This window comes from Sorangium sp. So ce204 (assembly GCF_051526795.1).
Taxonomy (GTDB): Bacteria; Myxococcota_A; Polyangia; order Polyangiales; family Polyangiaceae; genus Sorangium; species Sorangium cellulosum_B.
In genome coordinates this window covers 11,240,328-11,258,629 of record NZ_CP150317.1, presented here as the reverse complement: position 1 = coordinate 11,258,629, position 18,302 = coordinate 11,240,328, and the positions used below count along the sequence as shown (strand labels likewise).

The 18,302-nt window shown below is 72.0% G+C and carries 15 protein-coding genes; 11 read left to right on the top strand and 4 right to left on the bottom strand.

The window, feature by feature from the left end; all coding sequences use genetic code 11:
• Complete coding sequence (locus tag WMF22_RS42455; RefSeq protein ID WP_438033432.1) at positions 1–579, bottom strand: hypothetical protein; 579 nt, start codon at positions 577–579, stop codon at positions 1–3.
• Positions 580–963: 384 nt separating this feature from the next.
• Here WMF22_RS42455 and WMF22_RS42450 point away from each other — a divergent pair, with 384 nt between their 5' ends.
• The 6 genes from WMF22_RS42450 to WMF22_RS42425 all read left to right on the top strand — a co-directional run bounded on the left by WMF22_RS42450 (position 964) and on the right by WMF22_RS42425 (position 8,583).
• Complete coding sequence (locus WMF22_RS42450) at positions 964–1,998, top strand: BMP family lipoprotein (protein ID WP_437295625.1); 1,035 nt, start codon at positions 964–966, stop codon at positions 1,996–1,998.
• A gap of 19 nt (positions 1,999–2,017) precedes the next feature.
• Entirely contained in the window at positions 2,018–3,145 is a 1,128-nt protein-coding gene (locus tag WMF22_RS42445) for an ABC transporter permease (RefSeq protein ID WP_437295624.1), read from the top strand.
• A 62-nt stretch (positions 3,146–3,207) separates the two neighbouring features.
• Positions 3,208–4,290, top strand: a complete 1,083-nt coding sequence (locus WMF22_RS42440; protein ID WP_437295623.1) for an ABC transporter permease — start codon at positions 3,208–3,210, stop codon at positions 4,288–4,290.
• Positions 4,287–5,843: an ABC transporter ATP-binding protein gene (locus tag WMF22_RS42435; protein ID WP_438033431.1), complete on the top strand. Its 1,557-nt coding sequence runs from the start codon at positions 4,287–4,289 to the stop codon at positions 5,841–5,843. Before WMF22_RS42440 ends, WMF22_RS42435 begins: the two co-directional genes overlap by 4 nt.
• On the top strand, positions 5,840–7,849 hold the full coding sequence (locus tag WMF22_RS42430) for a DUF1585 domain-containing protein (RefSeq protein ID WP_438033430.1): 2,010 nt from the start codon (positions 5,840–5,842) through the stop codon (positions 7,847–7,849). Before WMF22_RS42435 ends, WMF22_RS42430 begins: the two co-directional genes overlap by 4 nt.
• The gene (locus WMF22_RS42425; RefSeq protein WP_438033429.1) at positions 7,849–8,583 is read left to right on the top strand and encodes a hypothetical protein; all 735 of its coding nucleotides are present in this window, start codon (positions 7,849–7,851) and stop codon (positions 8,581–8,583) included. The genes WMF22_RS42430 and WMF22_RS42425 overlap by 1 nt, the downstream gene beginning before the upstream one ends.
• 66 nt (positions 8,584–8,649) lie before the next feature.
• Here the strand turns inward: WMF22_RS42425 and WMF22_RS42420 are convergent, their stop codons facing one another.
• From WMF22_RS42420 to WMF22_RS42410, 3 genes are all read right to left on the bottom strand, one after another.
• Positions 8,650–9,135, bottom strand: a complete 486-nt coding sequence (locus tag WMF22_RS42420; RefSeq protein WP_438033428.1) for a hypothetical protein — start codon at positions 9,133–9,135, stop codon at positions 8,650–8,652.
• A gap of 11 nt (positions 9,136–9,146) precedes the next feature.
• A complete protein-coding gene (locus WMF22_RS42415) occupies positions 9,147–9,857 on the bottom strand; it encodes a hypothetical protein (RefSeq protein WP_437295619.1) in 711 nt (236 codons plus the stop codon).
• 247 nt (positions 9,858–10,104) lie between these two features.
• Positions 10,105–10,965 carry a hypothetical protein gene (locus tag WMF22_RS42410; protein ID WP_438033427.1) on the bottom strand — a complete coding sequence of 287 codons (861 nt, stop codon included), beginning with the start codon at positions 10,963–10,965 and terminating at the stop codon, positions 10,105–10,107.
• A 288-nt stretch (positions 10,966–11,253) separates the two neighbouring features.
• Between WMF22_RS42410 and WMF22_RS42405 the strand changes: the two genes are divergently transcribed.
• From WMF22_RS42405 to WMF22_RS42385, 5 genes are all read left to right on the top strand, one after another.
• The gene (locus WMF22_RS42405) at positions 11,254–11,490 is read left to right on the top strand and encodes a hypothetical protein (RefSeq protein ID WP_437295617.1); all 237 of its coding nucleotides are present in this window, start codon (positions 11,254–11,256) and stop codon (positions 11,488–11,490) included.
• Positions 11,491–12,004: 514 nt separating this feature from the next.
• The gene (locus WMF22_RS42400) at positions 12,005–13,555 is read left to right on the top strand and encodes an AAA family ATPase (protein WP_438033426.1); all 1,551 of its coding nucleotides are present in this window, start codon (positions 12,005–12,007) and stop codon (positions 13,553–13,555) included.
• 114 nt (positions 13,556–13,669) lie between these two features.
• On the top strand, positions 13,670–15,262 hold the full coding sequence (locus WMF22_RS42395) for a DUF1501 domain-containing protein (protein WP_438033425.1): 1,593 nt from the start codon (positions 13,670–13,672) through the stop codon (positions 15,260–15,262).
• A complete protein-coding gene (locus tag WMF22_RS42390) occupies positions 15,259–16,491 on the top strand; it encodes a c-type cytochrome (protein ID WP_438033424.1) in 1,233 nt (410 codons plus the stop codon). Before WMF22_RS42395 ends, WMF22_RS42390 begins: the two co-directional genes overlap by 4 nt.
• Before the next feature lie 122 nt (positions 16,492–16,613).
• The gene (locus WMF22_RS42385) at positions 16,614–18,302 is read left to right on the top strand and encodes a metallophosphoesterase family protein (protein ID WP_438033423.1); all 1,689 of its coding nucleotides are present in this window, start codon (positions 16,614–16,616) and stop codon (positions 18,300–18,302) included.

Below are 18,302 nucleotides of genomic sequence, written 5' to 3'. Positions count from 1 at the left end.
TCAGCTCTGCGGACCGACCGCGCCGCTCGTCCGGCAGAGCGCCTTGTTCTGCGCCATCGTCTCGCACCGGGTGGCCGCGGCGTCGTGCCCCGCGTTGTCCCCCGAGAGCGCGCGGAGCCGCGCCAGCGTCGCGTACGCCTCGGGGCTCGTCACGAGGTCCTTCTCCGCCAGATCGCCGAGCAGCCTGAGCGCCTCGCCGCGGTGCTCGGGCGCCCTGGCGAGCGCCTCGCCCAGGTCGGTCTGGAGCGCCGGATCGTTCTTCCGCTGCTCGTTCAGCCGGCGCAGCGCGCGGATCGACCAGTCGATGTTCCCCTTGCGCTCCTCGGCCGACGCCCCGCCCCACGTCTCGAGCAGCTCGCGCGGCAGCTGCGGTCCGACCTGGAGCGCCCCGTCCGCGCGCGCGGTGGCCACCGCGAGCACGCGGAAGGCCCGGTTGATCAGCGGGTCCTTGTCATGGGAGATCCGCCGGATCTCGGGGAACATCCGGATCACGCTCCCCGCCGCCGCGGTGAACCGGCCGTCGTGAAGCGCTTGCTCGGCCTGGGCGATCCCCATCACGCGGTGGTCGATCGCGGGCATGATCTCGACTCCACCGCAGGCCGACGCGTCCGCCGAAGGGACGAGGGCGGACGCGATGAGAGCACAAAAAAGCGTGAATCGAACGGCGGGACCATTCATGGAAGGACCTCCTCGGGAAGGCTGCGCCGGCGCGCCCCGTCGCTCATCGGGCGCTGCCGATCGACTGTGACAACGCTCGAGGAAAAAATGTTGCTCCCCCGATCGCGATCTCGAGGGAAGGCTCGAGGGCAGGCGCGCCGTGCTCCGCTCAGCCGGCCGAGCTCCCGCGCAGCGGATGAGAGCGCTCGAGTGAGCGCCGTGTGGGTAAATATGCGCCAGTGCGATGCGGTGGTTGCCTTGGTGCGCGGCCCGGTGTCCAATGCGGGCCTTCCAAGGAGATCCGGCATGTTGAAGAAGCGGCGCGTCGCGATCGCGGTCCTGCTGGCCCTCGCCAGCGCGCTCGCGGGGTGTAACAGCAGCAGCAAGAAGGCCGACTGCGCGAGCCCCGAGGTGTTCTGCGTGGGCCTCGTCACCGACATGGGCAAGATCGACGACAAGTCGTTCAACCAGTCGGCCTGGGAGGCGATCCAGCGGGCGCAGAAGGAGCTCGGCGCCACGACGCAGTACATCGAGACGACGGATCCGAAGGACTACCCCAAGAACATCGGGACGTTCGCCGAGGAGCGGTACGACGTGGTCGTCACGTCGGGCTTCGGGCTCACGGAGGCGACGCGCGCCGCGGCGGATCAGTTCAGCGGCGTGAAGTTCATCGGCATCGACCAGTTCCAGATCGCGAACAAGCCGAACGTCGTGGGCCTGGTCTTCCCCGAGGACCACGGCGGCTTCCTCGTCGGCGCGCTGGCCGCGATGATGACCAAGACGGGGAAGATCGGCGCCGTGCTCGCCACCGACGCCGTCCCGCCCGTGTGGCGGTTCGGGGAGGGCTTCCGCGCCGGGGCGCGCCACGTCAAGCCCGACATCGAGCTCAGCGTCGTCTACCACAACGACGTCGGCTTCGATAAGACGTTTACCGATCCCGAGTGGGGGAAGACGACCGCCGTCTCGATGATCGACAAGGGGGTCGATATCGTCTTCGGCGGCGGCGGCAAGACGGGCAACGGCGCGCTGCTCGGCGCGGCCACGAAGGGCGTTTACGCCATCGGCGTCGACACCGACCAGTACTTCACGGTGCCCGAGGCCCAGAAGGTCCTGCTCTCCAGCGCCGTCAAGCTCATCTCCGACGGCACCTTCGACCTCATCAAGGCGGCCAAGGAGGGGAAGCTGCCGTCGGGGAACTTCCAGGGAAAGTCGGGGTATGCGCCGTATCACGATCTCGACGCCAAGGTCCCCGCCGAGGTGAAGGCGAAGATGGAGGAGCTCCGGAAAGGGCTGCTCGACGGGACGCTCAAGACGGCGGTGCCGCCGGCCAAGGGGCCGTGATCGCCCTGGGCTCTTGAGGATGCGAGAGAAGCTGATCCGGCGCCTCGAGTCGTTGCACCGGCGCTTCCGGCGCCTCCGGCCGCTGCTCCTGCCGGCCCTCTCGGTGTTCACCGCGATGGTCCTGGGCGGCGTCCTCATCGCCGTGGCCGGGGGCAACCCGCTCGAGGCCTACGCCGGCATGCTCGAGGGCGCGCTCGGGTCGCCGCGGGCGGTGAGCGAGACGCTCGTGTGGGCGACGCCGTACATCCTGGCCGGCCTGTCGGTCTCGCTGGCGCTCAAGGGCGGCCTCTTCAACATCGGCGCGGAGGGGCAGCTCGCGCTCGGGGCGCTCTCCGCGGCCTGGGCGGGCCACTGGCTGCCGCAGCTCGTGGGCGGTGGCCTGCCCGCGGCGCTGCACGTCCCCGTGACGCTGCTCCTCGGCGCGCTCGCGGGCGGGCTGTGGGCCGCGGTGCCCGGCTGGATCAAGGCGCGCGCCGGGGGACACGAGGTGATCAGCACGATCATGCTCAACTACGTCGCCCTCAACGCGGTCAGCTTCCTCCTGAACGGCCCGATGAAGGACCCGGGCGCGTCCAACGTGCTCTCCCGCACGCCGCTCATCGACGAGAGCGCGCGCCTCCCCGCGCTCGTGGACGGCTTCCGGCTGCACTGGGGCTTCCCGCTCGCCCTGCTCGCGGCGGCGCTCGTCGGCTGGGCGCTCCGGCGGACGACGTTCGGCTTCGAGATCCGCACGGCCGGGCAGAGCCCCGACGCCGCGCGCTACGCCGGCGTGCGGGTGAGCCGCACCGTGATCGCGACCATGGCGCTCTCGGGCGCCTTCGCCGGGCTGGCGGGCGCCATCGAGGTGAGCGCGCTGCACCACCGGCACGAGCTCGGGTTCTCGCAGGGGTACGGCTTCGACGCGATCGCCATCGCCCTGCTCGGCAAGACGCACCCCGGCGGGACGGTGCTCGCGGCCCTCTTGTTCAGCGTGATGCGCAGCGGCGCGACCCGGATGCAGTACCTGACGCAGGTGCCGATCGACGTGATCTCCATCATCCAGGCGCTGATCCTGCTCTTCGTCGCGGCGGACGCCCTGGTCCGGCGCATCTACCGCGTCCGGGGCGAGGGCGAGCGGCTCGTGCTCACGCGCGGGTGGGGCGGCTAGCGCGCCGGATCGGGCGAGGGGCCGGGGACCGGAGCGGGGAACGGGAGCAGGGAAGGACGAAGATGGGCTATCGACGCTACGCATTCATCGCGGTGGTCGTGGGCGTGCTGGTCCTCGTCGTGACGCTCGTCGGCGCGTCGCAGGTGCCGCCGCTGACGATCGTGGCCAGCATGGCGGCCACGACGCTCGCCGTCGCCACCCCGCTCACCCTGGGCGCCCTCTCGGGCGTCTTCTGCGAGCGCTCCGGGGTCGTCAACCTCGGCATCGAGGGCATGATGCTCGCGGCGGCGTTCTCGGGCTGGTTCGGGTCGATCTACGCGAGCGCGATCCTGGGGCTCCCGCCGCTGCCGAGCCTGCTGATCGGCGTCGTGATCGCGGTCGCCACCGGCGCCGCGCTGGGGCTCTTGCTGGCCGCGCTTGCGGTGACCTTCTCGGTGGACCAGATCCTCGCGGGGACGGTGATCAACTTGCTCGCCGTGGGGCTCACCGGCTTCTTCAACCGCCAGCTCTTCTTCGGGTCGGGCAGCGTGTTCGGCGGGCAGGTGCCTCACGCGCCGGGCGTCCTTCCGCGCCTCGGCGTCCCGCTGCTCTCGGACATCCCGGTCGTGGGCCCCGTGTTCGAGCAGCAGCCGATCGCCGTCGCCGCCGTCGCGCTTGTCGCGCTGACGCACCTCGTGCTCTTCCGCACGCGGTGGGGCCTGCGCGCGCGGGCCGTCGGCGAGCACCCCCGCGCGGCCGCGACGGTCGGGATCGACGTGGCCCGCGTGCGCTACGTGAACGTCGTGATCGGCGGGGCGATCGCCGGGCTCGGCGGGGCGTATTTCACGCTGGAGTCGGTGCCGTCCTTCGAGCCGCTGATGACGAACGGGCGCGGCTTCATCTCCCTCGCGGCGATGATCTTCGGCGACTGGACGCCGTTCGGCTCGTGGGCCGCGGCGCTCGTCTTCGGCGCGGCGCAGGCGTTCCAGATCAACCTGCAGCTCTTCCGCGACCAGATCCCGCCGTCGTGGTCGTTCCTGCAGCAGTCGTCGGTCGTCGGGCTGGTGCCCTATCTCCTGACGCTGCTGCTGCTGACCGGCGTCATCGGCAAGACAACGCCGCCGGCCGCCGACGGCCTGCCGTACGAGCCGGAGGGGCGGCGGTGACGGCCGTCCTCGAGGCCCGGGGGATCACGAAGCGGTTCTCCGGCGTCCTGGCGAACGACAAGGTCGATCTCGACCTCCGAAAGGGCGAGATCCACGCCCTGCTCGGGGAGAACGGCGCCGGCAAATCGACCCTGATGAACATCCTCTACGGGCTCTTGCGCCCGGACGAGGGGGCGCTCCTCCGGAGCGGGCGCCCGGTCGCGCTGCGCTCGCCGAGCGACGCGATCGCGCTCGGGATCGGCATGGTGCACCAGCACTTCATGCTGATCCCGGTGTTCACGGTCGCCGAGAACGTCGTGCTCGGCGCGGAGCCCGTGCGCGGGGCCCTGCTCGACCGCCGGCGCGCGAGCGCCGAGGTCCGCGAGCTCTCGGCGCGCCACGGGCTGGACGTCGATCCCGACGCCCGGGTGGAGGACCTCCCGGTCGGCGTGCAGCAGCGGGTGGAGATCCTCAAGGCTCTTTACCGTAAGGCGGAGATCCTGATCCTCGACGAGCCCACGGCCGTGCTCACGCCCCAGGAGGCGGACGAGCTGTTCCGCGTGCTGCGGGGGCTGACGGCGCGGGGGGTCTCGGTCCTGTTCATCACGCACAAGCTCAGGGAGGTGCTCGCGGTCGCGGACCGGGTGACGGTCATGCGCGCCGGGCGCGTGGTGGGCGCCGCGATCCCGGCGGAGACGGACGAGCGCGGCCTGGCGGCGATGATGGTGGGCCGCGAGGTGGCGCTCCAGGTGAGCAAGGCCCCGGCGAGCCCCAAGGACGTCGTGCTCGAGGTGCAGCGCCTCGGCGTCGCGGGCCGCCGCGGATCGGGCGCCGACGTGGTGCGCGAGGTGAGCTTCTCGGTGCGCGCCGGCGAGATCCTGGGGATCGCCGGCGTGCAGGGAAACGGCCAGACCGAGCTTTGCGAGGCCATCACCGGCCTGTCGCCGCCCCGCGCCGGGCGCGTGCTCCTCCGGGGCCGCGACGTCACCGGCGCGCTGCCCCGCGCCCTCATCGAGCGCGGCGTCTCGCACGTGCCCGAGGACCGCCAGCGGCACGGGCTCGTGCTCTCGTACGCGATCGCGGACAACCTCGTGCTGTGCACTTACTACAAGGCTCCATTCGCCGTGCGGGGTGTGCTCCGCGACGACGCCCGCGAGGAGAACGCGAGGCGGTTGATAAAGACCTTTGACATTCGCGCGCCCGGCCCGGAGACGCCCGTCTCCGCGCTGTCGGGCGGCAACCAGCAGAAGGTGATCCTCGCCCGGGAGATGAGCCGCCCCGTGGAGCTGCTCGTGGCCAGCCAGCCGACCCGGGGCGTGGACGTCGGGTCGATCGAGCACATCCACCGCGAGATCGTGGCGGCGCGCGACGCGGGGGCGGCGGTGCTGCTGGTGTCGGCGGAGCTCGACGAGATCCTGGCGCTGTCGGACAGGATCGCGGTCATGTACCGGGGCGAGATCGTGGCGACGCGGGACGCGGGCGCTGTATCGCGGACGGAGCTCGGGATGCTGATGGCCGGGGTGGTCCCCGGCGAGGAGACCCCGCCGCCCGCCGCGGAGGAGGTCGACGCATGAGGGGGCGGGCGCTGCGCGCGCTGGCCGTGGCGGCGCCGCTCGCTGCGGCGGCCGCGGCCTCGTTCGCGCCGCCGTCCGCCGCCGCGCCGACGCTGGAGCGGTACCGGTATTTCCGGGCGCTCTCCCTCGACCTGAAGGGGAGGCTCCCGACGCGCGAGGAGCTCGCCGAGCTCGAGTCGCCGGGCTTCGATCTGGACGCCTGGATAGAGCGCCACCTCGACGGCCCGGGGTATGCCGAGCGGCTCACGCGCATCTACATGGATGTCCTGCGGCTCGAGCTCGGCCCGGCGGGGCTGTTCACGCCGGCTGCGACGACGCTCCGCCGGGTGGAGGTGCTCGGCCCGGAGGGCAAGCGGCTCTACGTCTATTACCGCGTCGGCCAGCGCCGCCTGAACCCGGTGATCGACGGCGAGTTCTGCTTCTCCGACGCCGAGAGCGGGCTCGCGGTGGCGGCCTACGCGCCCATCAAGGGGACGCCTGCCCGCATCTCCCAGAAGCTGCTCGACGAGCGGACGACGCTCGTGCGCCCCTACTGGCTCTATCGCGATTACCTCTCCGTCGTCCCGACGCAGCGTTATGGCGACGGGTGGAAGGACCCGGACAGCGCCTATGTCCCGCTGCCCCAGCTCCTTGTCGAGCCGGACGGCAAGACGCCGACCGTCGAGGTCCGGGTCTGCAAGGAAGAGGCGCAGACCGCCGAGGTCGGCCACCTCTACGCGAGCGACATCCCTGCGCCGCCGAAGGGGGCTCCGCCGCCGCCGGGCCGCGCGCGCCCGCCGGTGCGCGAGGATCGTTATGCGAAGGCGCACCGGGGCGAGCCGATCTCGTGCCGGAGCGCGCTCGCGCCCGTGATGAGCGTCGACTGCGGCTGCGGCATCGGCCTCGAGCATTGCTTGCCCGCCGACAGCGCGGGCAGGGATCCGCGCAGCTTCGTGCTGCCGGCGAATACCCCGCTCGGCATCGAGGCGCCCATCGGCTCCGCGCCGCACACGATCACCGGCTGGAACAAGTTCTGGTGGTCGCAGGAGGCGATTCATCTCATGAATCACGTCTTCGCGGCGGATCGCGATTTCCGGGAGATCCTCACCGGGCGCTACACGTTCATCAACGGGCCGCTCGCGCAGTTTTACCGGTCGAGCGCGCCCGCGGCGTGCTGCTCGCTGCACCCGTCGTTCGGGATGCGCGAGGACGAGGCGCCCCTGTTCTTGCCGGGCGCGGTGCCGCCGGTCGTCGCGCCGCACGACGTCTCGGCCTGGACGTTCATCCCCGATCGCGGGCCGCGCGCGGCGGGGATCCTCACGACGCCTGTGTTCCTCACGAAGTATTCCTCGCGGCGCGCGCGGGCGGCGGCGCTCTACAGCGCGTTCCTGTGCAAGAGCTTCACGGCCGAGCACGCGGAGCTCCCGCCGTCGGAGGAGCCCGACCTCATGGTCCGGCCGGGCTGCTCGAGCTGTCATGCGACGCTGGAGCCGCTCGCGGCGTATTTCACGCGGGTCGAGGAGACGACGTGGACCTATCTGCCCGCCGAGCGGTTCCCGATCGAGAACCCGGTGTGCAAGCTGAACGCGGAGGGGAAGACGGGGCAATCGTGCCAGCGCTTCTACGACCCCGTGTTCTCGAGCCGGGAGCGCGGCGTGCTGCGGGGCGCTTATGCCTCGGCGGATCACGCAGAGCGCGGCCCGGCTGGCGCCGCGGCCGATCTCACGCGTATGCCGGAGTTCGCGTCGTGCGCGGCCCTGCGCGTCACCGAGTCGTTCCTGGGGCGGCCGCTGCGCGAGGAGGACGAGGCGCTGCTCGGCGCGCTGCGCGAGCGGTTCGTGTCGCGCGGCTACCGGATGCGGCCGCTGGTCGAGGCGATCGTCCGCTCGCCGGCGTATGCGCGCGCGAGCAACGTGCGGCCCGCGCTGGAGCGGGGCGGGGTGGCGAAGGGCGGGGCGGAGCGGGGCGGCGCGGCGAAGGGCGAGGCGGAGCGGGGCGGCGCGGCGCGCGGCGAGGGGGCGCGGTGATGCAGGGCCGGGGGAGGGCGCCCGGGCGGACGGGGGCCTTCGCCCTCGTCGGCGTGGCCGCGGTGGCCGCGCTGGCCGGCGCGTGCGGCCCGCCGGAGGCGATCGCGCCGCGGCCTGCAGCGCCGCTCCGGGAGACGGGGCGCGTCGCGCAGAGCCGGGCTCCGAAGGAGGATCTGCGGCTCATCCCGGCCGAGGCGTACCTGAGGACCTATCTCCGGCTCTTCGGCGGCCTCGCGCCCGCCGAGGTCGAGCGCCGCGCGCGGGGGGACGACAAGGCGGCGCTGTTCGACACCTGGGGCGACTACCTCGCGGCGCTCGGGCTCCCGGATCACGGCCTGGATCTCCCGCGCGCCACGCAGACCAACGCGCTCATGCTGGCGGCGTTCGAGCGGCTCGGGATCGCGCTCTGCGACCGCGCCCTGGAGCACGATCTCAAGGCGAAGGAGCGCGTCCCGATCGAGCGACGGCTGATCTTCGCGTTCGATCTGCCCGCGCAGGACGCCGACGAGGCGGCGTTCGCCCCGCGCTTCGACGTGCTGCACCGGACGTTCCTGAGCTACCCGGCGCGCCTCGGGCCGCCGGATCGGCAGGGGAAGTTCTTCGCGCTGTACGAGGGGACGGTCGCGCGGCACCGCGCGAAGGGCGCGGCGAAGTCGCGGTTCTCGCCGGAGGAAGCGGGGTGGGCGGCCGTTTGTTACGGGCTCGTGCGGCACCCGGAGTTCCACCTGTATTAGGGGTACGCTCAGCGGGCCCACGGCGCGGCCGGCGCCGCGTGTGGCTCCGGCCGCGCCGGCCGTGCCCTACTCGTCGCACTCCTTGACGTGAAACAGAGCGGAGACGAGCAGCGCGGGATGGCCGTCGAGGGACCGCTGCAGCTCGCAGTCGCCCGTCGAGAACTCCACCTCGCGCGGATCGCTGCCGATCGTCGCCACGACGTGGCAAAAGCCATCGTAGAAATCGTCTCCTGTGTACATCCCGACATTCGGTAGAGGCTCGCCGCCGTCATCCTCGTGCTTGACGAGCAATGCAATGGAGCTGATCGGCGGGTCGTCGTCGCGCGCGCGGTCCAGGTACATATCTGGCAAGGAGTCATTCAGGTAGCACCCCGTCGACCACCTCTCCCCTGTTTTCACGAACCTCCGTCCATCATCGCCGGTGTCGTAATTCAGCGTTTTACCGTCGAGGGCGACGACCGCCTTCCCCGCGATGTCCGGATGGTTGGCGCACGCCATCGCTGGCAACGACAGCACAGCCAGGAGCGTGAGCCGCGCGCTCGACATGGACATCGTCATCCGCCTCACGGTGTCTTCCACCACATCTCGGAATAGGAACATACGATGTGCGGCTCGCGTCGCTCCAGGGTGCCAAGCACGGCAGCGACGCTGGGGGAGCAGGCGCCTGGCTCTTCCTCCACGAGCGTGGCGCGCATCGCGCTGAGCGGGAGGGGCGAGGTGACGTCCGCGCAGGCCGTCTCCCCGAGGCCGACGGGGAGCCCCGCGTCCATGCGGTCGCTGCATGCGCTGTCCGCATACAAGCCGACTTCGGCGACGCACCTGCCGCCCGCTGGGGGACCACACTCGCACGGAGCGCAGGCGCGGTTGTCGATCAGCTGTTCGAAGAACTCGTGTCGTGTCAGGCCACGCCGGCAGGTCCCCTCGCTGCTGGCCTGCATGCAGGGGATGAACCCCGGCGGTTCCTGTGCCGTGTTGCCGGCGCACACCCGGACGAACCTTGCCGGAACGGGCGGCGGCTCGGGCGTCGCCGAGGGGATGCATGGCGAGAGCGTCGGCGGCTCGTAGACGACGGACGCGAATTCGTCCGGCTGGACGGGCGACGGGAGCGCAGCGCATGTCCCATCCCATCCCGCTCCGGCGTCGAGCGCGATGGAGGTGCTTCCGCCTGGGCAGGTCATCGCGTTCGCCATGACCGTGGAGGGCAGCTCGCACGCCGCCGGACCACATTCGCACGCATCGCATGTGTCCGGCAGCCCTTCAGGCGCGTCAGCCATCCAGCCTTCCCACTTCGGCGGCTGGCCGTCGATACAGGGAGGCGCATCGTCCTCCGCACCTACCCACATCCACAGCACTGGACCCGAATCGGCCGGCGGCGCAAGCAGCGGCACAAACCACTCGTCTTCGCACCCGAGCAGCGCCGTCGCGGAGAGAAACAGCAACATCGGACGTCGCATCAGGAAGGCCTCCGCGCCAGCTTCACCATGCTCTCGCACCGACGGCCCTCAGCGACATCGCCGACGCTCACCATCGAACGCGAACCTCCGCGCCGTGCGCCGCCACTCGAATCTGCGTATCGTTCGGCAACCAGACGTACACGAGGGTGGCCGCGCCTGCTGCCGCCCCGGCGATCAACGCGCTGGTACCCAGGAGACGCATCAGCTTCCCGCTGGCGGCAGTATCGACCATCCCGTTGTAGTCGGGTTGAAATGCGGGATCGAGCTTGCTCATCACCAGGGCGTGATATCGAGCCGCCGTCGCCTCCTGCCCGTACCCCCGCGCGCTCTGCAAGGACACGGTGCCTGCCACCAAGAACCCGATCGAGGCCACCGCGCCCGTCGTGACGATCCGGAAGTCCGGCCCGGGCCGGCCCGCGCCCTGCGGCGGCCCTTTTGGCGCCGCAGGCCCGGGCGCTCCAGGCCCGGAAGCCCCTTTCGGCGGCTGAGCGCGGTCCTTCGGCGGCTGCGCGCGGTCCTCCGGCGCTTGTGCCGGCTTGTCGAACGTGAGCGGCACCGCCTTCGACTCGCCCGCCTCCACCCTCACACCCGCGCGCGCGACCTGCCCCTCCTGCCCGACGGCCATCACCTCGTGCTGGCCAGGCCTCACGTAGACGCGGTTGCCGTCCTTCACCCCCCGGCCGTTCACGAACATGCCCACGATGCCGGGCGGCGGCATGAGGACCACCTCGCCAACGCGCCGCCGGGCCCGGGCGAGGTCGGCGTGCCGGTACTCGACCAGGCGCCGCTCCTCCTCCGTACTCGGGGCCGGCATGTGCTGGACGCACTGCGAGAGCTCCCCCACGGCCTCCTCCCAGCGGCCCATCCGCACGTCGAGCTGCCCCAGGTTGCACATCGCGACGTTCGACCGCTCGATATCGTATGCCACGCCCCACAGCTCCCGCGCCTGCGCGAGGTCGGACCGATCCAGCGCCGCCCTCGCCTCGCGAATGAGCTCCTTGACGGCTTCCGAGCGCTTCGGAGGCGCCTCCGCGCGCGCGGGGGCAGTCGCAACCAGCCCGAGGAGCAACACTGCCCACGACAAAAGCCAGGATGCTGATCGAGGACCTCGCACGCTCCACCTCGGGCGCGCCAACGCACGTGACCGCGCGCCAGCGTCACGCTCGCTCTCTACCATCCTCCGTGTGTGCCTGGCCAGCGTCCCGGCGCGTGAGCGATGTCGAAAGGCATCTGGCGTTGCATTGCATTTCGGCGACGAAATTTCTCATTCCACCCGCATCGCCCGGCCGAGGCGTACCTGAGGACCTATCTCTGGCTCTTCGGCGGCCTCGCGCCCGCCGAGGTCGAGCGCCGCGCGCGGGGGGACGACAAGGCGGCGCTGTTCGACACCTGGGGCGACTACCTCGTGGCGCTCGGGCTCCCGGATCACGGCGTGGATCTCCCGGTGATGTGATGTCGTGGTGGCTCTGTATGGCCCCGTTCGTCGGCATGACCAGTGCCGTTGGGCGAGCCGTGCTGCTGTGCTGCTGGTGATCTTGGCTTCATGGTTCACGTGGCTCCCCGCGTCCCTTGGCGAGCTCGACGAGAACCGAGGTCCGCCAGGCGCGCCCAGAGCTGCTGGAGCGCCTCGGTCAGCTTGTCGAACTGGGCGCGGGTGCCGCTCTGCACGAGGTCGCCGGAGATTCGTTCCGCGCAAGCCCGTCAAGCGCACCGCTGTCCATGCAGCTGCCTGCGCAGCTCCGGGCTCGCCTGCCACCGGTCCGTATCAGTCCGCCCATCAGCCTCGTGGAGCGCGCCCAGCGATCGCCGGCACGCGTGCCCGAGCTGCTGGTCGGGCTCCAGGATATGTTGGCCCGTTTCCTCCGCTGCTGTCACGGCTGCGGAGGGCCGCATCGTCTACGGCTCGAGTCCTCCCGAACCCCGGTCTTGCGTGACTCCCGGCGCTCCCATGGCAGGATGGCGCCCCGATGGCGCGTTTCTTCAACACCGCCGGCCCGTGCAGGCCCGACCTGCACTACATGGTCGACCCCCTCCGCCGCATCGAGCGGCTGCGGCGGCTGATCGACCGCCAGAGCTACTTCGTCGTGCACGGTCCGCGGCAGACGGGCAAGACCACGTCGCTCCTCTCGCTGGCCGCCGCGTTGACGCAGGAGGGCCGCTATGCGGCGGCGCTCCTGTCCCTCGAGGTCGGCCGCGCCTTCCCGGAGGACGTCGGCGCTGCGGAGTCAGCGATTCTTCAAGCCTTCCGGGATGACGCGGCCTTTCAACTCCCGCCCGATCTGCGTCCGCCGCCCTGGTCTGACGGGGCGCCGGGCCACCGCCTAGCCGCCGCGCTGGCCGCGTGGACGCAGGCCTGTCCTCGCCCGCTCGTGCTCTTTCTCGACGAGATCGACGCGCTCACCGGCCCCACGCTGCTCTCGGCGCTGAGCCAGCTGCGCGGGGGGCACCGCCGCAGGCCGCAGGGCTTTCCCTGGGCGATCGCCCTGATGGGGATGCGCGATGTCCGGGACTACCGGGTTACGGTGGGCGACGAGGGCCAGCTCGGCGGCGCCTCGCCGTTCAACGTGAAGGAGGAGTCCGTCCTCCTGCGCGATTTCACGCGCGAGGAGGTGGCGGGGCTCTACGCCCAGCACACGGCTGACATGGGGCAGGTCTTCGCGCCCGAGGCGGTCGACCTCGCGTTCCAGCTCACCTGCGGGCAGCCGTGGCTGGTCAACGCGCTGGCCAGGCAGATGGTGGACGAGCTCGTGCCCGACCGCAGCGTGACGCTCCTGCCCGCGCACGTTCGCGCCGCGCGCGACGCGATCGTCGTCCGGCAGGACACGCACCTCGACAGCCTCGCCGAGCGCCTGCAGGAGGAGCGGGTGCGCGCGGTGATCGAGCCCATCCTCGCCGGTTCGGCGCTGGGCGCGGTCCCCGAGGACGACCAGCGCTACGCGATGGATCTCGGGCTCGTCCGCCAGGCGGCGAACGGCGCGCTGGAGATCGCCAACCCGATCTACGCGGAGATCCTCCCGCGTGCGCTGTCCGCGACCGCGCGGCGCTCGATGCCGTCGATCACGCCTACCTGGCTCCGGCAGGACGGGCGCCTCGATCCCGAGCGCTTGCTCGAGGCGTTCGTGTCGTTCTGGCGGCAGCACGCGGAGGCCTTGCTCGCCAGCACGCCCTACGCGGAGATCGCGCCGCACCTCGTGCTCATGGCCTTCCTGCACAGGGTGGTGAACGGCCACGGGCGTGTGGAGCGGGAGGTCGCGATAGGCAGCGGCCGGATGGATCTGCTGGTCGAGCACGGACAGGACCGGCTGGCGATGGAGCTCAAGGTGTGGCGCCCCGGAGAGCCGGATCCGGTGCGGGAAGGGCTCGCTCAGCTCGATGGATACCTGGAGGGCCTGGGGCTCCACCGCGGCTGGCTCCTCATCTTCGATCGGCGCCCCGGGATCCCGCGGCTGCGCGATCGCACCGCGACCGAGGCGGCGCGGACGCCGGGCGGCCGAGAGGTCACGGTGATCCGGGCTTGAGCCCTGGCCAGATCGACGCTCCGCTCGGTGGTCGGGGAGAGGCGACGCGCATCGGCCAACCCTCTCCGCCGCGCGCACGGCTACCTGCTTGCCGCTGAACGCCACGGCGAGCGCGTGCACCGGAGACGCGCCGGCAGCGCGGAGCTCGGCCGCCGCGAGCTCGCGCCCTGCCCGGACAGCGGCCTCGCCGCCTCAAGGCGGCATCACGATCAGATCGCCGATGAGCTCGTCCGTGTAGCGCCGATGCTCGCGATGGCGGTCGCGTTCGTCGTGCGGGCGCGCGCGGCCGCGGAGGCTATCCTGAGAGCGCGTCCGATGCCTCGCCCCGCCCGCCGCCCCCGCCGCCTCGCCGTCCCGCGCCGCGCGCTGCTCGAGGCCGCCGCGGGCGCGGCGCTCGCCGGCGTCCTCGGCCTGCCGGCGCGCGCGCTCGCCGCGCAGGGCAAGGCCGCGGAGGATGAGTTCTTCCTCTTCATCCACGCGTCGGGCGGCTGGGACGTGACGCTCTGGGCCGATCCTCGGAACGAGGCCAGGGGCCTCGTGAGCCCCGCGACGACCGACAACACCGACACCGCGGGGCTCCGCCTCTGGGTCGACGCGCCCGCGGCCGGCGGCGCGAAGACCTTCGCGCCGGTGACGCCCAGGGGCTCGAGCCTCGTGCTCGGCCCCGGCATCGGCGCCCTCGCGGACATGCATGACCGGCTGTGCATCCTCAACGGCCTGGCGATGAACACCGTGAGCCACCCCGACGGCACGGCGTTCTCGACCACGGGACGGCACCTCAGCGGCGGCCGCACCGTGGCCTCCAGCGTCGACGCGATCTGCGGGAGCGCGCTCGGCGCGAGCCAGACCTTCCCCGTCGTCTCGGTCCAGTTCCCCTCGGCGTTCGTCGGCGACCGCCTCGATCGGCGCGCCGTCCCGCTCATGGTCGGGGAGATCGGCACCCTCAGCCGCTCGCTCTCCCGCGCGCGCCACTACGACACCGACGAGGACCGCGCCGCGGTGACCGCGCTCCTCTCCGAGGAGGCCAGGTCCCTCGCCGCGCGATCCAGCCACACCGACGCCCTGCGCGGCTTCGCCATCCAGGCGGACGGGCTGGGCAAGATGCTGAGCTCAGGCCTCCAGGAGGTGTTCTCCAGGGGCAAGCTCATCCAGGCGCACCCGGAGTTCAACCACGCGGCCCGCTTCGCCAGGCAAGCGGCCGTCAACGCCGCCTTCGCGATCGAGGCCATGCGGCGGAACGTGGTCCGCTGCGTGAGCTTCTCGAGCAGCGGGTTCGACACGCACACGAGCACCTACCGCCAGCACGCGGCCACCCAGCAGGAGCTCTTCGATCTGATCGCCGCCCTGCTCGGCTCGCTCGACAGGACCCCGCACCCGACCCGGGCCGGCAAGAAGCTCTCGGATCACACCCACCTCCTCGTGACGAGCGACTTCTGCCGCACGCCTCAGCTCAACACGGCGATGGGCCGCGACCACTATCCCAACAACTCCGCCATGGTGATCTCCCCGCGCTTCCGCGGGAGCTTCGCGTTCGGCAAGACCGACCCGGAGCAGCTCCTGCCGGCCCCGGCGAAGACGTTCCAGGGCGGGCCGCGGCCGATCGCCCCGCCCGACCTGCTCGCCACCTTCCTGTTCGCCTTCGGCATCTCCCCGCGCGAGCACCTGCGCGACGGCGAGGTGGTGCCGGAGCTGCTCCGGTCGCCGTGACGCTCCTCCGCCGAGCGGCGTCCGCCGCCGCGCTGGCGCTTTCATCTTCCGCGCTGGCGCTCTCGTCCTCCGCACTGGCGCTCTCGTCCTCGGCGCTGGCGCTCTCGCTCGCGGGATGCGCGGCGCAGGCCGCGGCGCCCCTCCCGCCGCTCGTCGTGCGCGAGGTCGCGTGGCCGTCCCCGGGGGAGCTCGGCCCGGTGCGCGCGGTCGCCGACGACGGGCGCCGCGTCGTGGTGTTCCACGACGGCGCCGCGGCCGTCTTCGTGAACGGCGCCCTCGCCAGGGTGGAGCGCGCCCCCCACCGCTGGGTGAGCGCCGCGGCCCTGCCCGCGCCCGACGGCTACGGCACGTGGATCGTCGGCGTCGATGCCGAGGGCCGGCTGCTGCGGCTGCCGGGCCAGGGGGCCTTCGAGGCCGTCTCCGACCGCTACGGCCTCGAGCGCGCCGCGGTGCGGTCCGCGATCGGCCTCGGCGAGGGCGGCGCCGCCTTCGCGCTGGACCGCGAGATCGCGGTGGCGGACGGCGAGACCGTCACGCGCTACGCGACCGGCCCGCTCGCGACGCTCGCGGCGGGGGCCGGGCGCGTGGCCTTCGCGGCCGGGGGCGATGAGCTCGGCGCCCTCGACGTCGCCACGAGGGCGCTGCGATCGTACCCGCTCCCGGCGGGCGGCGCCGCGCCGCTGCTCGCCCTGACCGGCGCGGGCGCGCTGCTCGCGGCGACGCCCGCGGCGCTCTACGCGGAGGACGGCGCCGGCGTCCTGCGCCTCCGGTTCCGGGCGCGCGCCGCGCTCCACGGGCTCGCCGTCTCCGGCGAGCGCGCGTGGTTCGCCGACGGCGACGAGCTCGGCGTGCTCGAGCAGGCCGGCGCGCGCGAGACCCGCGGCGCGCGCCTCCCGCAGGGCGGCAGGCTCGTCGGCTCGCCGAGCGGCGACGTGTGGATGCTCGCGTCGGGCGCCCTCCGGCGCTTCGCCGCAGAGGACGGCGACGGGCCCGCCTGGGGCGAGATCGCGCCCGTGTTCGCCCGCGCGTGCGCGCGCTGCCACCTCCCGCGCGGCGAGGGCGGCGTCGACCTCTCCACGCCCTCGGCGTGGGCTTCGCTCCGCGAGGCCATCGCGCGCCGGGTCGTGGACGAGCGGAATATGCCGCCCCCGGGATACGCGCTGTCCGAGGCCGACCGCGCGCGGATCCGCGCCTTCGTCGGGCGCGCAGGGCCGCCCGCGCGGCCGTGATGTGAGCTCGCCGCCGTCGCCGCGATGCGCGCTCGCCCGCGCGACCGAGAGGCGCGCTCGCCGCCGCCGCGCGCCCGTCTTGCGCTACCCTGGGGCACCATCGCGAAGAGGAGAGCTGCCTGATGATGTCGTTCAGCCCGGATCCGCGCGTCGCAGAGCAGCAGATGCACGCCATCATCTACTACCTCACGGGGTTCGGGTACATCGACGGCGAGCTCGATCCGACCGAGAAGTCCTTCATCCGCGGCTACATCCACGACCTCGTCCGGCAGCGCGCGCGCGACGCCCTCGGCGGCGAGGGCCAGGAGAGCCAGGACGTCGTCGGCCGGTGGACCAGCCACTTCCACGAGGTCTTCTCCGAGATCGACCACCAGATCCAGAGCCATTTCACCGAGAGCGTCGCCGAGGGAGAGGACCCGAAGGACTTCGTCCTCTCCAAGATCAAGCTCCGCTGCTTCGAGCTCCTCGACGGCTTCGACGACGACAACCGCAAGGCGCTGCTCGCGACCGTCGACGAGCTCATGCTCGCCGACGGCGTCGTCCACCCGAACGAGCAGCGGTTCCGCGACGAGCTCTCGTCGCTCCTGTCGGCGTCCCCGATCGAGATCGACGACGTCGACATCGAGACGATCGAGCAGGGCGCGGTGGTGATCGATCCGGCCACGCGCAAGCAGGCGCGCGAGGTCGATCACCCGTTCTTCAAGGCGTTCGAGTGGGACTACGCGAGCGATCCGGCCACGTTCGCGGAGCAGGCCAAGGTCGACATGGACCTGATGCGCAGGTTCGAGGCGAAGCTCGAGGAGCAGCGCGCGCGCGGCGCGGGCCGGCTCGACGGCGCCGCGGATCTCGCGGGCTTCGCCGGGCAGGCGCCGTTCCTCGACGGCCACGTCTACGTCGCCTCGCCCGACCCCGCCGAGGACGTCGAGCTCCTTGTCATCGGCGATCTGCACGGCTGCTACTCGTGCCTCAAGGGGGCGCTGATGCAGGCCGACTTCTTCGCCAAGGTGCAGGCCCACCGCGACGACCCCGCGCACAACCCGCGGATGCTGCTGGTGTTCCTGGGCGACTACATCGATCGCGGCAGGTTCAGCTACAACGGCGTCCTGCGCACGGTGATGCAGCTCTTCCTCGCCGCGCCCGACAACGTCTTCGTGCTGCGCGGCAATCACGAGTACTACGTCGAGCTGAACGGCCGCGTCCTCGCGCCGGTGCGGCCCTCCGAGGCGATGAGCTCGCTCGCGGCCATCGCGCCGAACGAGGTGTTCGCCGCCTACATGCGCCTCTTCGAGGCGCTCCCCAACATGCTGGTCTTCGACAGGATCCTCTTCGTCCACGCGGGGATCCCGCGCGACGAGACCATCGCCGCCCGGTGGACGTCGGTGTCCTCGCTCAACGACCCGGAGATCCGGTTCCAGATGCTCTGGAGCGATCCCAGCGAGGTCGACGCGATCCCCGCGGAGCTCCAGAAGTCGACGGCGCGCTTCCCCTTCGGCAAGCGGCAGTTCAAGAGCTTCATGCAGAAGCTCGGCTGTACCACGCTGATCCGCGGCCACGAGCGCGTCCCGGAGGGCTTCCGCGTCGTGCACGACGACCCCGACGGGGTGCTGCTGACCCTGTTCTCCGCGGGCGGGAAGACCAACGACGACCTGCCGCTGACCAGCAACTACCGCGAGGTCACGCCGATGGCCCTCACCATCCGGTACAAGGGCGGCGTGAGCCAGCTGACCCCGTTCGCGATCGAGTACGAGCGGTACAACGATCCCAAGTACAACGCGTTTTTCCGCGAGCAGCTGCCGCCGATCCATCCGTAG

Excerpts from the sequence above, each read along its gene's own strand:
- WMF22_RS42455 (WP_438033432.1), bottom strand. The coding sequence starts at position 579 with ATGCCCGCGATCGACCACCGCGTGATGGGGATCGCCCAGGCCGAGCAA.
- WMF22_RS42450 (WP_437295625.1), top strand. The coding sequence starts at position 964 with ATGTTGAAGAAGCGGCGCGTCGCGATCGCGGTCCTGCTGGCCCTCGCC.
- WMF22_RS42445 (WP_437295624.1), top strand. The coding sequence starts at position 2,018 with ATGCGAGAGAAGCTGATCCGGCGCCTCGAGTCGTTGCACCGGCGCTTC.
- WMF22_RS42440 (WP_437295623.1), top strand. The coding sequence starts at position 3,208 with ATGGGCTATCGACGCTACGCATTCATCGCGGTGGTCGTGGGCGTGCTG.
- WMF22_RS42430 (WP_438033430.1), top strand. The coding sequence starts at position 5,840 with ATGAGGGGGCGGGCGCTGCGCGCGCTGGCCGTGGCGGCGCCGCTCGCT.
- WMF22_RS42425 (WP_438033429.1), top strand. The coding sequence starts at position 7,849 with ATGCAGGGCCGGGGGAGGGCGCCCGGGCGGACGGGGGCCTTCGCCCTC.
- WMF22_RS42420 (WP_438033428.1), bottom strand. The coding sequence starts at position 9,135 with ATGTCCATGTCGAGCGCGCGGCTCACGCTCCTGGCTGTGCTGTCGTTG.
- WMF22_RS42415 (WP_437295619.1), bottom strand. The coding sequence starts at position 9,857 with ATGGCTGACGCGCCTGAAGGGCTGCCGGACACATGCGATGCGTGCGAA.
- WMF22_RS42405 (WP_437295617.1), top strand. The coding sequence starts at position 11,254 with ATGTCGAAAGGCATCTGGCGTTGCATTGCATTTCGGCGACGAAATTTC.
- WMF22_RS42400 (WP_438033426.1), top strand. The coding sequence starts at position 12,005 with ATGGCGCGTTTCTTCAACACCGCCGGCCCGTGCAGGCCCGACCTGCAC.
- WMF22_RS42385 (WP_438033423.1), top strand. The coding sequence starts at position 16,614 with ATGATGTCGTTCAGCCCGGATCCGCGCGTCGCAGAGCAGCAGATGCAC.